This is a genomic window from Psychroserpens burtonensis DSM 12212, from assembly GCF_000425305.1.
GTDB lineage: Bacteria > Bacteroidota > Bacteroidia > Flavobacteriales > Flavobacteriaceae > Psychroserpens > Psychroserpens burtonensis.
This window is the reverse complement of sequence record NZ_AUDE01000014.1, coordinates 91648-106514: the sequence shown is the minus strand read 5'-3', so window position 1 is coordinate 106514 and position 14867 is coordinate 91648. Positions and strand designations below refer to the sequence as shown.

16 protein-coding genes are annotated in these 14867 nt (G+C 31.7%); 3 read left to right on the top strand and 13 right to left on the bottom strand.

The genetic code is table 11. The features are described 5' to 3' along the window. The first annotated feature begins 36 nt into the window (after positions 1-36). A complete protein-coding gene (locus H593_RS0107250; protein ID WP_028871834.1) occupies positions 37-1611 on the top strand; it encodes a sensor histidine kinase in 1575 nt (524 codons plus the stop codon). A gap of 4 nt (positions 1612-1615) precedes the next feature. Beyond that, entirely contained in the window at positions 1616-2326 is a 711-nt protein-coding gene (locus tag H593_RS0107245) for a response regulator transcription factor (protein WP_028871833.1), read from the top strand. A 68-nt stretch (positions 2327-2394) separates the two neighbouring features. On the opposite strand, the gene H593_RS0107240 is transcribed toward H593_RS0107245, so the two are convergent. From H593_RS0107240 to H593_RS0107180, 13 genes are all read right to left on the bottom strand, one after another. Further along, entirely contained in the window at positions 2395-2586 is a 192-nt protein-coding gene (locus H593_RS0107240; protein WP_028871832.1) for a cold-shock protein, read from the bottom strand. Positions 2587-2669: 83 nt separating this feature from the next. Further along, complete coding sequence (miaA, locus tag H593_RS0107235; RefSeq protein ID WP_037051700.1) at positions 2670-3599, bottom strand: tRNA (adenosine(37)-N6)-dimethylallyltransferase MiaA; 930 nt, start codon at positions 3597-3599, stop codon at positions 2670-2672. An 11-nt stretch (positions 3600-3610) separates the two neighbouring features. After that, positions 3611-4477 (bottom strand): ion transporter, encoded by an 867-nt coding sequence (locus tag H593_RS0107230; RefSeq protein WP_028871830.1) that lies wholly within the window; start codon positions 4475-4477, stop codon positions 3611-3613. A 21-nt stretch (positions 4478-4498) separates the two neighbouring features. Further along, positions 4499-6475, bottom strand: coding sequence for a DUF3857 domain-containing protein (locus H593_RS19945; protein ID WP_051229650.1), 1977 nt, complete (start codon positions 6473-6475; stop codon positions 4499-4501). Between the two features lie 3 nt (positions 6476-6478). After that, positions 6479-7840, bottom strand: coding sequence for an exonuclease domain-containing protein (locus tag H593_RS0107220; RefSeq protein ID WP_028871829.1), 1362 nt, complete (start codon positions 7838-7840; stop codon positions 6479-6481). A 77-nt stretch (positions 7841-7917) separates the two neighbouring features. Beyond that, positions 7918-8580, bottom strand: coding sequence for a YggS family pyridoxal phosphate-dependent enzyme (locus H593_RS0107215; protein WP_028871828.1), 663 nt, complete (start codon positions 8578-8580; stop codon positions 7918-7920). Positions 8581-8670: 90 nt separating this feature from the next. After that, positions 8671-9174, bottom strand: coding sequence for a hypothetical protein (locus tag H593_RS0107210; RefSeq protein WP_028871827.1), 504 nt, complete (start codon positions 9172-9174; stop codon positions 8671-8673). Positions 9175-9253: 79 nt separating this feature from the next. Beyond that, the gene (locus H593_RS0107205; protein WP_028871826.1) at positions 9254-10492 is read right to left on the bottom strand and encodes a DUF1015 domain-containing protein; all 1239 of its coding nucleotides are present in this window, start codon (positions 10490-10492) and stop codon (positions 9254-9256) included. A gap of 214 nt (positions 10493-10706) precedes the next feature. Further along, complete coding sequence (locus H593_RS18670; protein WP_211224954.1) at positions 10707-11168, bottom strand: hypothetical protein; 462 nt, start codon at positions 11166-11168, stop codon at positions 10707-10709. Next, positions 11158-11622: a YcxB family protein gene (locus H593_RS0107195; protein ID WP_028871825.1), complete on the bottom strand. Its 465-nt coding sequence runs from the start codon at positions 11620-11622 to the stop codon at positions 11158-11160. Before H593_RS0107195 ends, H593_RS18670 begins: the two co-directional genes overlap by 11 nt. 45 nt (positions 11623-11667) lie before the next feature. Further along, entirely contained in the window at positions 11668-12558 is an 891-nt protein-coding gene (locus H593_RS0107190; protein WP_028871824.1) for a 3-hydroxybutyryl-CoA dehydrogenase, read from the bottom strand. 86 nt (positions 12559-12644) lie between these two features. Beyond that, positions 12645-12818, bottom strand: coding sequence for a hypothetical protein (locus tag H593_RS21090; protein WP_157588797.1), 174 nt, complete (start codon positions 12816-12818; stop codon positions 12645-12647). A 204-nt stretch (positions 12819-13022) separates the two neighbouring features. Next, positions 13023-13982, bottom strand: a complete 960-nt coding sequence (locus tag H593_RS0107180) for a Gfo/Idh/MocA family protein (protein WP_028871823.1) — start codon at positions 13980-13982, stop codon at positions 13023-13025. 180 nt (positions 13983-14162) lie between these two features. On the opposite strand from H593_RS0107180, the gene H593_RS0107175 reads away from it, so the two are divergent. Next, positions 14163-14804 carry a protein-L-isoaspartate(D-aspartate) O-methyltransferase gene (locus tag H593_RS0107175; RefSeq protein ID WP_028871822.1) on the top strand — a complete coding sequence of 214 codons (642 nt, stop codon included), beginning with the start codon at positions 14163-14165 and terminating at the stop codon, positions 14802-14804. Positions 14805-14867 lie beyond the last annotated feature (63 nt).

Genomic DNA, 14867 nt, shown 5'->3' with positions numbered 1-14867 from the left:
TAATCATTCTAAATGTTAAAATATTAGATTTGGATGATGGGCAAAAGGCTATTCGTTGCATTGGTGATTTTAATGAGTTTATCGCTCATTGGTATTATCTTCGTTCAGGCATTTTTTATTAATAACGCATTGAATAACGAAGAAAAACAATTCACTTCAGATGTATTTCGTTCCCTTAGTTTAGTTTCAAAAGCTATTGAGGATAAAGAGCTTCTTAGTTTTGATAAACTTTACAGAGAAGTTACAAAAACTGGAAGAACACCAGATAGTATTGAAATTAAACAACTTTTGATTTATGATTCTTTCAATAAAGACACAAATCAAGCGACACGTTTTAAAAATATTATATCTGAAGAAAGCTTTAAAGTTCCATCCTTGTTCTTTGACATTGGTACAGACAGTATAGATATTAAAAAATTCACGAGCCGAAGTGAAACTAATGTATGGGATGCTACTCCTATTGATGGTGAAGTTAATATGCAACCCATTCAAACGATCAGAGATTATAGCACAATGGATGAGCTGAGCCGTACTTTTTATAAACAAAATTATCGAGCAGTATATAAAAATTACCCAGTTTATAAACGAATTTCTAACGAAGAGGTTCTAGAGTTATTAAAATCTCAATTTTATGTAAGTGGTATTAAAACTGCCTTTGAGTACGCTATTTATGATAAAGATTTATCTACAAAAATACGATCAGATAATTTTGAGTTAACTCCTAAAACAACAATAGGAATTCCTGTTTTTTTAGATAATGAAAGTAGAAGCAGCTTTTCTTTATATGTTGATTTTCCACAACGTAAAAAGTATTTGTTGTCCTCTATTTTAAGTATGATTGTATTATCTGTAGTCTTTACGTTTATTATAATTTTAGCATATTCTAGTGCTATTTATCAATTAATTAAACAACGTCAAATCTCACAGATTAAGACAGATTTTATCAATAATATGACTCATGAGTTTAAAACTCCTATTGCGACAATTAATTTAGCTATAGATTCTATTAGAAATCCAAAAATAATAGGTGATCAAGAAAAGGTGATGCGTTATTTAAAGATGATTAAAGATGAGAACAAACGAATGCATGCTCAAGTTGAAAATGTATTACGTATTTCGAAGTTAGAAAAAAACGAGCTTAATATAAGCAAGGAAAGAGTAGAGCTTAACGAGTTAATTGAAGATGCAATAACTCATGTTGAATTATTGGTGGAAGATCGTAATGGCTATGTGAAAACGCATTTAAATGCAGATAAGGCTTCTGTTTTAGCCAATGAAACTCACTTTACTAATGTAATTGTAAATATTTTAGATAATGCGATTAAATATAGTGAGGATGAACCTAAAATAGATGTTTTCACAGAGAATGTTGGAAACAGTATTTTAATTAGAATTTCAGATCAAGGAAATGGGATGTCGAAGCAAGTTCAAAAAAGAGTGTTCGAGAAATTTTATCGAGAACATACAGGAAATGTACACAATGTAAAAGGTCATGGTTTAGGCTTGGCTTATGTAAAAAGAATAGTTGATGACCATCAAGGTTATATATCATTAGAAAGTGAAAAAGGAAAAGGCAGTATATTTACAATAAAACTGCCATTAATATCATAAAATTATGGAAGAGCAAAATAAGAAAATACTTTTGGTTGAAGACGATCCAAATTTTGGAACGGTTTTAAAAGACTATTTAAACATGAACGATTATGATGTTGTTCATGCAAAAAACGGAATGGAAGGTTTCGAGAAATTCAAAAAAGACGATTATGACTTGTGTATTTTAGATGTCATGATGCCTTATAAGGACGGTTTTACTCTAGCAAAAGAAATTAGAGAGAAAAATACTGATGTTCCAATTATTTTCTTGACTGCTAAAGCAATGAAAGAAGATGTGCTTAAAGGTTACAAGGTTGGTGCTGATGATTATTTAAATAAGCCATTTGATAGTGAAGTGCTTTTAATGAAAATTAAAGCTATCATACAGCGTAAGGCAACAGATACTATAGCAGATAGCAAACAATTTGAATTTAAAATAGGTAGGTTTGATTTAAACTCTAAGCTACGCTTCTTGAAGTGTGATGGAAAAGATCCCATTAAGTTGTCTCCTAAAGAAAATGAATTGTTGCGTATGTTAGCACTTCATGAAAATGATTTGATGCCAAGAGAGTTAGCTTTGACTAAAATTTGGAGAGATGATAATTACTTTACTTCTAGAAGTATGGATGTTTATATCGCTAAACTTAGAAAATATTTAAAGCTAGATCCTAATGTTGAAATATTAAATATACACGGTGAAGGATTTCGACTAGTAGTTAATCAAGATGTTTAACTCCAAATTATAGATATAAAAAAAGCCAATCGTTAAGATTGGCTTTTTTATTAAAAAATATCGAAATATTAGATAACTTTTACGTTTACTGCGTTCAATCCTTTTTTTCCTTCTGTTAAATCGAATTCAACTGCATCTCCTTCTCTAACCTCATCGATTAAACCTGAAATGTGTACAAAGTGTTCTTTGTCATTTCCTTCTTCTGTAATAAAACCAAATCCTTTAGAATCGTTGAAGAATTTTACTGTACCTTTACTCATAATGTATATTAAATTATATTAAGTCGCAAATATAATATTATTTTATGGTAAAAAAAAGAGTTTTTTGTTTTTTTATTTAAAAACTAACTATGATCTAAAGTGTTAACCCTCTTATTGATATACTCAATAATTGTTTTTAGGTCTACTTCATAATCAAACCATATGGTTTCTTCATTTTTTTTAAACCATGTCAATTGTCGTTTTGCAAAACGTCTGGTATTTTTCTTAATTTCAGAAATTGCAAAGGCTAAGGTCCATTGCTTCTCCAACACATTAAATAATTCTTTATAGCCAACGGTATTTAATGCGTTTTGGTGTTTCTTTGGAAGTAAATCCTCAACCTCTCCCAATAAACCATCTTCAATCATGAGATCTACGCGTCTATTAATTCGGTCATAAATGATCTCTCTATCAGCAGTGATTCCTATGGTGATTGTTTCAAAATCTCTTTTCTTGTTTTCCGAAGTTAAGAAAGAGGAATATGGCTTTCCGCTTGATAAACAAACTTCTAGTGCTCTGATTAAACGTTGTGGATTATCAATCGCAATTTTATTATATGCTTTTGGGTCCAATTCTTTTAGCTGAAATTGTAAACCTTCAAGTCCGTCATTTTTAAACCGACTATTGAGGACGTCCCTTATATCAGGATTTACTTCTGGAAATTCGTCTAATCCTTTTGTGACTGCATTGACATATAGACCAGAACCACCAACCATAATAACGATATCATGTTTTATATATAGCTCTGTAAGTAAAGAGATGGCATCTTTTTCAAATGCACCAACATTATAATAGCTGTCAACAGATATTTGCTTTATGAAATGGTGGGGTACTGCAGCAAGCTCTGCGAGAGTAGGTGCCGCGGTTCCAATTTGCATTTCTTGATAAAACTGTCTTGAATCTGCCGAAATAATTTCAGTATTAAAATACTTAGCAAGTTTAATACTGAGTGCTGTTTTTCCAATGGCAGTAGGTCCAACTATAGATATTAATATTGGTGTTTTTTTAGTGATTATCGTTTGTTTTAAAGGTGGAGTTTTTGTCCGCAGGCATGGCAGTAGTCTGCTGTGTCTTTGTGATCTGAGGCATTACAATTGCGGCAAACTTGAGAATTGAGATCTAAAGACTTTGACTCTACAATGGCTTCTTTTAATTTTTCATCTTTATTACTACTTTTTACGTATTCTGCCGATACTATTCCCGTAGGAACAGCAATAATACCATATCCTAAAATCATAATAATAGAAGTTATAAACTGGCCAAGTGCAGTTTGTGGTGCAATATCACCAAACCCAACAGTAGTCAACGTTACAATACACCAATACACACTTTTTGGGATATTTGTAAACCCGTTTTCTTCACCTTCAACCAAATACATAATTGTACCAAAAATGATGGATGATACGATGACTCCAAATAAGAAGACAAGAATTTTAACACGACTAGCAATTAGTGAATCTTTTAATTGATTGGAAGCTCCTAAATAACGAGCAATTTTTAAAATTCTAAAGATGCGAAGTAGTCTTAGAGCTCTAAGACTGAGTAGGGCCTGTGATCCCACTAAAACAAAGGATACATACATGGGGATGGTCGAGAGGAAATCAATAATTCCGTAGAAACTAAAAATATATTTCCATGGTTTACGAACGGTAATGACTCGAGCAATATACTCTATAGAAAATAGAATAGTTATCACCCACTCGCCATAATATAAAATATCGTGATATTTATTGTCAATTGTACTAATACTCTCGAGCATTACTAGTGCTATACTTGCAATGATAAATATCAGTAAAACAATATCAAATATTTTCCCTGCAAGAGTATCTGCTTCATAAATAACTTCATGAAGTTTTTCTTTCCAATTGGGGTGTCTGTCGTTACTACTCATTCTATCAAATGTACTAAAACTTTATTGTTTTTTCTCTAAGACAATTAGAGAGTTGTTTTGAGTATCTAAAACCTGAGCAAGCAGTTTTTTCAAACCGTCATAATATGCTGGATCATAAATAGCCTCTTTAAACGCTAATTTAAAATAAATAATAACCGAATTTTCTTCCTGTTTTGCAGAGAATAGAAATGATCCTTTATTATTTGGTAGTCCTAAATTTATTGATTCTGGAAGAGATTTGATGTCAAAAGAATCATCGATATTAATTTTTATTGCATACGTGTAAGTATCTTTAAAGCCAAAATCTATAGGATAACTGCGTTCTTGTAGTTGAAAGGGGTTGTTATCAAAAAACTTAATTAAAAATGGGTTAACGTACACTGTGTTACCTACAAGATCTGGAGAACTTTTAATACTGAATTTAAAATTAAAATCGTCGCTTGTTTTTTGCGTATCAATAATCTCAAAATCTGAGAACTCTACTGAGTTGTAATCATTTATATAATCATTTATATAATCATTTATAAAGGTTTCACTATTTGTGAAATAACGCTCACGATCATTAAGTGAGTGATAACCTTTAGATAAATAATTCACATCACCTTTTAAGATTTGATTCTCATCAAAATCTAAATTATATCTATACTGCTTTACACTGTAATCATCGACACTGATAGGATACCATTCACTTTCTTTATCTAAATCTATTAATCGACCATGTGAATTAAGGCATCTAAACGGTATTTGACCAAAAGTCAAATAATCATCTGTAGCATCAAGTAAATATACTTCTCCATTAATGTTTACTTTAATAATTAGATAGTTAAAATCTGAAATCACAGGGAATACTTGTGTTATAAAACCGTTATTTCTTGTTGATAACAGAATTGGCGTTGCCTCAATATTATTGGTAACCAAAAGATTATAAAGTAAGGCATTTATTTCACCAACATTTCCAGATTTCTTGTTGATTAAATCTTTTATAGAAACATTTTCAAGGACATTGAATTCTTTATTCCAAGTATATTCGTTTTGAACAAATTCTAATATCTTTTTTGCTTTAATTAACTTGTCGTTTTCTGACGTGATAGTGTCATTAAGTAGCTTTTTAACAACGCTGTTTCTTCTAAGTTGTTTGCCTAAATCTGTATCTCTTTTTAAATCATTATCTATTGATTTCCAGTATTTAGTGATGTTGTCAACGGAGCCATTAAAACTTCGAAACACCTTTAGTTCATATTCAATTCTTGATAAATAGTTAAGTCTCGTAGTCATATATTCTTCTTCAATAAATGCAGGAATATCTTTCATTACATACTTGTAAATACCACAACTAGAATTAGCTCCACTCGATATTTGCAAACAGTTTTTCTTAACTGAAGAATCGTTCGTTGTTAGTTTTTGTCCTCCAACCAGTTTTATATTGTACTCCCAATTACCAGGAATGCTTGCATTATATTCACTGTGGAGTTTAGGAATGTCATCCTGAAAATACCAGCTTCTATATTTAAACATAAAAGGTGACGCTACGGTATAGCTATAGGTAATTACAGATCCCACTTTAATATTTGGTAATGCAAATTTTACTAAAGTATAATTTTCATTATAATCTTCTTTAAAAATGGCTGAATTTTCGAGTATTGTCTTAACTACTTTTCCGTTTTCTATGTTATAAACGGTAGCATTGATTTCATCTACTTCCTCCCTATTTTCTTTTCCTCTATTATAAATAAATATCGAAACCAATCCCTTTTCAAAGCCATTGCGATTTAGAATTTTTATTTTACGTTTTATTTCTGTTGTGAGTCTGTAACTATATCGATCCACATAACTATTACCCATCTCATAAATAACTATAGCATTAGCTGTAGAATCTCTATCGTAGGAATGTAGTTCTACATCTTGTTTAGTGACTTCAAAACCTCCAGAATTAAACCCAGATTGCGCATGTAAGTTTATTGTAATAAAGATAATGATGAATCTTAAAAGGTCCTTCATGTATTAGATTATTTGAGTTTTAACTTTCTTATTACGTCTCAAATAACTTTGGATAATATGTTGAGTATCCCTATTGTTTTCCATAGGTGTTATAATAGATTCTAAGACTTTTGTATTATTAATTTGATGATTAAGATCATAAAAACCAAGCCCCTTGAAAGTTCCGTTTTCTATATAAATCACACTTTTTTCGTCTATTTCCCGGCCTTGATCTATAATGATCATGTTTTGATTGGCATAACTGTTTTTAGCAATGAGTTGATTCACCCTTAAATTATACTCTGTTGATGATTCTTCTAGTACGCAAGCACCTGCACAATTTTTTATGGTATAATCAAAACAGCCATTTTTTGATGTGCTTATACCTGTTAGTTTTTGACATAGATGATACTCTTCTACCACACGATGAATAAAACTTTTAGCACTTTGAAGATTACTAAATGTAGTGATAGGTATATCTTCACTGTGTACTCTCGCAATATTTAAATGTATATAACCGTCGTTATCTGTATGGCTATAAAGGCCATGAGTAAATACAGTTTGTTTTAAAGTCCTATTAAACTTAGGTTTATTGCGTTTAATTTCTTCACTTTCCTTTAATAAAGCAATTAATTCACTTCCTGTAGCTTCGTAGGTGACCGTCTTTGCCAGTAATTGAATCTTCTTAGATTTAGAACTGGTGTTCGTCAAATGTTGATTGATACGGTGTTTTATGTTTTTACTCTTCCCAATATAAATAATATCTCCTTCGTCATCATGTATATAATAAACTCCAGTAATTGAAGGTAAGCCATCAATTATGGTTTTATGAGTATTATGTAATCTTTTGGTTATATCGAGCTTAACATTATCTTTAATAATCTGCTTTTCTATATCCTTAGATAGTAGTATTTTAAACAATTTTACAGTAGCCATAGCATCCCCATTAGCACGGTGTCTGTCACTTACAGGAATCCCTAGAGCACGTGTTAATTTACCTAAACTATATGATGCTTGGTCGGGAATTAATTGTTTTGAAAGCTCCACCGTACAAAGTGTTTTACGTACAAAACCAAAACCTAATCTTTTAAATTCGGTACGTAAAATTCTATAGTCAAATTGCGAATTATGTGCTACAATGATGCAATCTTCTGTGATTTCTACAATGCGCTTAGCGACCTCATAAAATTTAGGAGCACTTTTGAGCATTTTGCTGTTAATACCTGTAAGGTTAACGACAAAAGGTTGTATGTCCCGTTCTGGATTTACGAGACTTATAAATGTATCCACGACTTGATGTCCATCAAATTTATAGATAGCAATTTCTGTTATGCCTTCTTCATTGTACTTTCCTCCAGTAGTTTCTATGTCTAGTATTGCGTAGATGTTTCTTGTTTTTTTTTCGTTGCAAAGGCACAAATGCCAAAGCAATAAGTTAATACTCTTAATGTGTTTTTATGACTCTAATTACGTGCGCCAAATATACTACTTCCAACTCTAATCATGTTACTTCCGCAGTCAATTGCTAATTTAAAATCACCACTCATTCCCATAGAAATAATTTCTAGTTCACAGTTAGCAAGTTGTAATGGTTTTAAATCGTCGAATGTGGTTTTTAGCTTTTTAAATTCTTGTTCTACTTGGTTGCTGTCATCAGTAAATGTTGCCATTCCCATGAGACCCGTAATTTTGATGTTTTTTAATTTTTTAAACTCTTCGGAAATCAATAGTTCTTTAGCATCTTGAGCTGACATTCCAAATTTGCTATCTTCTTCGGCGATTTTAATTTGAAGTAAGCAATTGACAACTCTATTATACTTTAATGCTTGTTTATTAATTTCGTTAAGTAATTTAAAGCTATCTACCCCATGAATTAAAGTCACAAACTCAGTCATGTATTTAACTTTGTTACGCTGTACATGACCAATCATGTGCCATTTAATGTCTTTAGGCATTTCTTCATACTTGTCTGCCATTTCCTGGATTTTATTTTCTCCAAAAATGCGTTGACCAGCATTGTAAGCTTCCATTAAATCACTTACGGGTTTGGTCTTTGAAACTGCAACTAGTGCGACTTTTTCAGGGATTTGTGATTTTATGTTGTTTAGGCTTTCTTTTATGTTCATATGTTGTTTGTTGTGAAGTTGTTTTAGTTACTAGTCTATATAATTGTCTTTGAAATGATGTTTTTTATATGATTTAGGATTTATAGCCTTTCAACTTTCTTTACTGTAATCTGATTTATGTATTTTATCATAACTATTTATTTCATAAATTAAATAATTTATTAAGAAAACTTTTTTGCCAGAAGTGTAGGATAACATGTCGTTTCCTTCATCATCAAAAATCATAACTGCTGAAAATTTATCGTCATAAGTTGTGGTTGCAAAATTCAGAGGTTTAACAATGCCTTCAATATAAATGTTATTCCATAGTAAAATTGAAGGTTTCTTTTTAACTGTTCTTATAATTTTATTCCATCTACCAGATTTTTCATAAGTTATTTCAGCTACTATACTTGGATGGTAATTACAAAACCGAACTTCATTAAAAGATTTATTAAAAATATCCTCAATAAACCTCTCATGATAACTTACCTGATTTAGATCTTCAATTTGATAAGTTCTACAACTTATTTTTTCAGGTTCTTCTATTTTTTGTGTTTTACATGAATAGAGTACAATAGAAAATGATATAATATAAAAAATATTGTATTTCATTCTGTGTTATTTTTAATTTGGGAGCTAAATAATTGCTGGTCATTTTGAATAAGAGATTTCTACCTTCGCATGAATTAGGTTAAAACTCATAAATAGTGACACCACTTCTCAGTTTAGGCTCTATAAATGTGCTCTTTGGAGGCATTTTAAGTCCTTCGTTTGCGATTTGTTTGATCTCAGTAATATCAACAGGAACCATGCCAAAACCAACAGCAAAATCACCAGAATCAATAGCGCTTTTTACGTTGATAACATCTTTCTTTCCGTTGATATAATTGATGCGATCATCATTACGTAAATCTTCAATTCCCAATATGGGTTGTAAAATAGTGTTGTATAAGATTTGAGCGTCTAATGCCTCTAACGCTGTTTTGAAGTTGTACAAGGTCTTCCGCAGATATAAAGAGTAAAACTCGCCATCTAAGTACATACTAAAATGATGTTTCTTTGAGGGTTTATATAGCATAACCCCTCTGTTTTCAATTCTAAAAATTGTATCTAATTGTATTAAGAATTCTTCTTTAGATAATCCATTTAAATCTTTAACTAATCTATTAAATTCGTGAATGCATAATTCAGACTCTGGAATTAGAAATGTCATAAATTTATTATAAGATTCAAGACCAGTATGATTAGGATTTTGCTCCTTTTCTTCTTTATATAGTAAATAGGAAGACGCAGAACGATGGTGACCATCTGCAATATAAATGGTTGGCATCTGTTCAAATTCTTTTTGTATAGAGGCAATTATACTGGGGTTTTCTAATTTCCACAGATAATGAGTGTCACGGTATGTGGTCGTGAATTCAAACTCTGCACGCTCTTTTTGTGTCTCTTTAATAATGTTTGAAATCACTTGATTATCTGGGTAGGTGAGGAGTACAGGCTCTGCATTAAAACCCACAGTTTTTAAATAATCCTTAAAAATGCGCTCACGATATTCTATAGTGTCTTCATGTTTTTTGATAATGTCATTTTCATAATCTTCAGCACTTGCTGCAGCGACAATACCATTGAAAACTTGCTGATCTCTATTTACAATTTTATAAATATAATAGCTTGGTTTTTCATCATGAACAAAAATTGAATCTTCTTTAAATTCTAAATAGCGGTTTCTAACTAAATCGTAACGATCCTTACCAGAAATGTCTTTATCGTATTTATAACCTGGATTAACGATATGTAAAAATGAAAATGGATTATCACGCAAACGTGCCTCGCGTTGCTCGATTGTATAACTTTGATAGGAACGTGCTGCCACAAGACTTACTTTGTCACGGGTTGGACGTACTGCTTTAAATGGTAGAATTTTTGCCAATTAATTTCTGTTTTTATTTATAAAATTTGTAGGGTTCAAATAGCCAGTTATATTTACTGAATATCCTGCACCAATTTCTATATCTATTTCATTTCTGATTTCTAGATGTAAATGTGCTAGATATGTGCCATCACAATTCCCTATGGTGGCTATCTGTTCGCCTTTTTTTATGAAGGTATTTGGAGTTACTAAAAATAGTATCGCAATGTGTATATCATGATTCGTATAGTTTCTTATCGTGGAGATGAACAATTCTCGCCACATTTCCCCATCCACCTTTATAATCTTTTACCTCACTAATATAACCATTTGCTAGCATATAAATGGGGTCGCCTAAATCACTGTTTCTACCACCAACGCCATTCCAATCATCACCTAAATGATCGTTTACTTTGAGTTTTTGTGCGTTATAACAACCGTGAGCATCCGGTTTTCCTATGGGGAAATCAAATCCATTAGAGACAAACTCTGGATTATCTTTAAAGAGTTTGATGTAATCTGTCTTTTCTTCTGCATTACGGCTTGGCAGATTAAAAATCTCCAAAGACTCGATTATTATAGCGTTTTCCTCAGAAGGATATGTAAGGCTCTTTGCAGTGTTATCTTTTTGTTTGCAAGAGAAAACTGTACTTAAAAGACAGTAAAACACAAAAAAACGCATCATATTATTCTTCAATCATTAATAGATTGTTAAAATCATTCATATCAGTTTTTAAATAAAAAATATCTTTTTGAATATATATAAAGCTTCCTTTTTGTTGGAGATATAACAGCCAAAAGTCTTTTTCAGAAATCACCTTCTCTATATTAGCAGAAGGGATTTTAGTTTCATTTCCACTTCTTTCAAAATAAAGATTGGAATTATCAAATGACATGTTCATGGTCTCAAAAAGCGTATCATGATTTTTAGATCTTGACCAAAAGTAAAGATACATAAAGATAATTATTGGATAAGTGAAACCAAAAATAACCGTAAATGTTGTGAAGTTATCTTGACCAAATTTATTAAAATTGAATATCGATATAAGAAGCATTAAAAGATAAAGCCACCAAGATTTTTTAAACCTTTTTTTAACAACAATATTTGTGTATTTTTCTTTTGTTAAATTGTAAGGTTTCGTTTTTATCATAAATAGAAATTGTATTATGCTGCTGTAAAACAACGCTTAGTATGACTACTTCTTAAACTGATCAGCAACATGCTCCGCCTTTCTGCTTTCAGAATAATCATAGAACCCTTCTCCTGATTTAGATCCTAATTTACCAGCTCTTACCATATTTACTAAAAGCGGACAGGGAGCGTATTTTGGGTTTTTGAATCCGTCGTACATCACATTTAAAATCGAAAGACACACATCAAGACCAATAAAATCTGCTAATTGCAAAGGTCCCATAGGGTGTGCCATTCCTAATTTCATAACGGTGTCAATTTCTTCAACTCCAGCAACGCCATTGTATAGCGTTTCAATAGCCTCATTGATCATTGGCATTAAAATACGATTCGCTACAAATCCAGGATAATCGTTAACCTCTGTTGGGACTTTGCCTAATGTTTTAGATAACTCCATAATGGTATTTGTTACTTCGTCACTTGTGCTATAACCACGAATAATCTCAACCAATTTCATAATGGGTACAGGATTCATAAAGTGCATACCAATGACTTTATCGGGTCTTGAGGTCACAGCACCAATTTGCGTAATTGAGATAGAAGAGGTGTTTGATGCCAATATGGCGTCTTCGCTACACGCGTCGTCTAATTGTTTAAATATTTTAAGCTTTAAATCAATGTTTTCTGTAGCAGCTTCAACAACTAAACTCGCATATTCAACACCAGCAGTAATATCTGTATATGTTGTAATATTATCAAGTGTTGCTTTTTTATCATCTTCGGAAATTTTCTCCTTAGACACCATTCTATCCAAATTTTTAGTAATAGTATCCATACCTCGTTTAAGAGAAGCTTCACTAATGTCTATTAATTGTACTTTAAATCCAGATTGAGCGAAGGTGTGGGCAATTCCGTTTCCCATTGTTCCTGCTCCTATAACTGCTATGTTTTTCATAAAAAATTTTAATTTGTTGTTCCCATGATGATGGGAGTCATTTATTTCAATTAATCCTATCAATAGTAAAGAGGAACTTTTATTTATTAATTTGTTTTATTTCTATTGCGAATTGTTAGCAGCATTGCTAATATCAATAGGACACTAGATAAAGTTTGCATCCAAAAGCCATTATCGAATTCATTGGTTGTTGCAACATTGACCACTATTAAAAGGATACTAGCAGTAATTAAAACAGCTGGTACATTATTTTTTTTCATTAATTAAGTTTCACATCCGATTTTCATTCCCGTCTCTATAGGAATCTATTGTTTCATTTTTCTTTCCCTTAAAAAAAGTGAATTTCACTAGTAATTATTAGTTTTCAGGATTTTTGTTTTTATCCTTCCGTATTGAAAAGACATAAATTAAACCTAAAACTAATATTGACAGTGCTGTAATTAGTTGCATCATAATGTAAGTGTTTAAAATTGATTAATAATCATAGTCGCCACACGCAAAGCTTCTGTGCCATCGTGAAGTGTTACAATTGGTGTCGTGTTATTATTTATGGCATCGGCAAACGTTTCTAGTTCATCTAGAATAGCATTGTTATTAGCGACTTCTGGGTTGTCAAAATAGATTTGCTTTTTAATGCCTTCTGCATTTTGAAGAATCATATCAAAATCACCAGGACTTGTAGGTGCATCTTTCATTTTAACCACTTCGCATTTTTTCTCTAGAAAATCTACAGAGATGTAAGCATCTTTTTGAAAGAAACGTGTTTTTCTCATATTCTTTAATGAAATACGACTAGCAGTAAGATTCGCGACACAACCATTTTCAAATTCTATACGAGCATTTGCAATATCTGGTGTATCACTAATAACCGAAACACCACTTGCAGAGACATTTTTAACTTTAGATGCAACGACACTAAGGATAATATCAATATCGTGAATCATTAAGTCCAAAACTACAGGCACGTCTGTGCCACGAGGGTTAAATTCTGCTAAACGATGAGTTTCAATAAACATGGGATTTTTGATTTGTTCTTTTACCGCTATAAACGCTGGATTAAAACGCTCTACATGTCCTACTTGTCCGCGAATATCATGCTCAGCCAATAATTCTCTAATATGCTCAGCTTCTTCAATGGTATTTGTAATTGGCTTTTCTATAAAAATATGTTTACCAAAGGAAATGGCCTTTTTAGCACACTCATAATGTGATAATGTTGGTGTTACGATATCAACCATATCAACGGCTTCAATGAGTGCGTCCATGGTTTTGAAATATTTATAACCAAATTCTTCTTCCACCTTTTTTCCGTTAATTTCGTCTGCATCATAAAACCCAACAAGGTCATATTTATCAGATTGATTTAGGAGTCTTAAATGAATTTTTCCTAGATGACCAGCACCAAGTACACCAGCTTTTAGCATTGTTTTATGATTTTTATCAAAAATAAGATTTTCATAGTGTAATTATGTGAAATTAATGATAAAAATATACCTAATATACTTAGTTGATAATTCGATTACATTTAACTTTCAGTATAAAAATGTTTCAGTTATTTTTACATCGTGTTTGCGACCAGACACTATAAAGCAAACCTAACTACTTTGAAAGACACATTAAAACATCAAGGCCTAAGACAAAAATTGGTTGATATTCTAAAAACGAAAGGAATAACGGATGAGAAAGTATTACTTGCTATTGGTAAAATTCCGAGGCATTTATTTATGGATTCTAGCTTTCTAGACCATGCATATCAAGACAAAGCCTTTCCTATTGCTGCCGACCAAACCATATCACAACCATATACAGTAGCATTTCAAACAGAATTAATGCAAATTAAACAAGGAGATACCGTTCTAGAAATCGGCACAGGAAGTGGGTATCAAACCGCTGTACTATGTTTGTTAGGAGCAAAGGTATTCAGTATAGAACGTCAAAACGAACTCTATAAAAAAACAAGTAAGTTTTTGCCTAAATTGGGTTATCGTGCTAAGAGACTTGTTTTTGGGGATGGATATATAGGGTTAGAGACCGAAGCACCTTTTGATAGTATTATTGTTACCGCTGGAGCACCTTTTGTGCCTAAGCCGTTGTTAAGTCAGTTGAAAATTGGTGGTCGCTTGGTTATTCCTGTTGGTGGTGACGTGCAAATGATGACCCTATTTATTAGAAAAGGACCAAAGGATTTTGAACAACATGAGTTTGGTGAGTTTAGGTTTGTACCATTGTTAGAGGATAAGAATTAGGGTTCTAGAAGAGCTGCAAAGACGCAAAGCGTTTTGTGATTACTCTTATTCAAAATAAAAATA

Excerpts from the sequence above, each read along its gene's own strand:
- H593_RS0107250 (WP_028871834.1), top strand. The coding sequence starts at position 37 with ATGGGCAAAAGGCTATTCGTTGCATTGGTGATTTTAATGAGTTTATCG.
- H593_RS0107245 (WP_028871833.1), top strand. The coding sequence starts at position 1,616 with ATGGAAGAGCAAAATAAGAAAATACTTTTGGTTGAAGACGATCCAAAT.
- H593_RS0107240 (WP_028871832.1), bottom strand. The coding sequence starts at position 2,586 with ATGAGTAAAGGTACAGTAAAATTCTTCAACGATTCTAAAGGATTTGGT.
- H593_RS0107230 (WP_028871830.1), bottom strand. The coding sequence starts at position 4,477 with ATGAGTAGTAACGACAGACACCCCAATTGGAAAGAAAAACTTCATGAA.
- H593_RS19945 (WP_051229650.1), bottom strand. The coding sequence starts at position 6,475 with ATGAAGGACCTTTTAAGATTCATCATTATCTTTATTACAATAAACTTA.
- H593_RS0107215 (WP_028871828.1), bottom strand. The coding sequence starts at position 8,580 with ATGAACATAAAAGAAAGCCTAAACAACATAAAATCACAAATCCCTGAA.
- H593_RS0107210 (WP_028871827.1), bottom strand. The coding sequence starts at position 9,174 with ATGAAATACAATATTTTTTATATTATATCATTTTCTATTGTACTCTAT.
- H593_RS0107195 (WP_028871825.1), bottom strand. The coding sequence starts at position 11,622 with ATGATAAAAACGAAACCTTACAATTTAACAAAAGAAAAATACACAAAT.
- H593_RS0107190 (WP_028871824.1), bottom strand. The coding sequence starts at position 12,558 with ATGAAAAACATAGCAGTTATAGGAGCAGGAACAATGGGAAACGGAATT.
- H593_RS21090 (WP_157588797.1), bottom strand. The coding sequence starts at position 12,818 with ATGAAAAAAAATAATGTACCAGCTGTTTTAATTACTGCTAGTATCCTT.
- H593_RS0107180 (WP_028871823.1), bottom strand. The coding sequence starts at position 13,982 with ATGCTAAAAGCTGGTGTACTTGGTGCTGGTCATCTAGGAAAAATTCAT.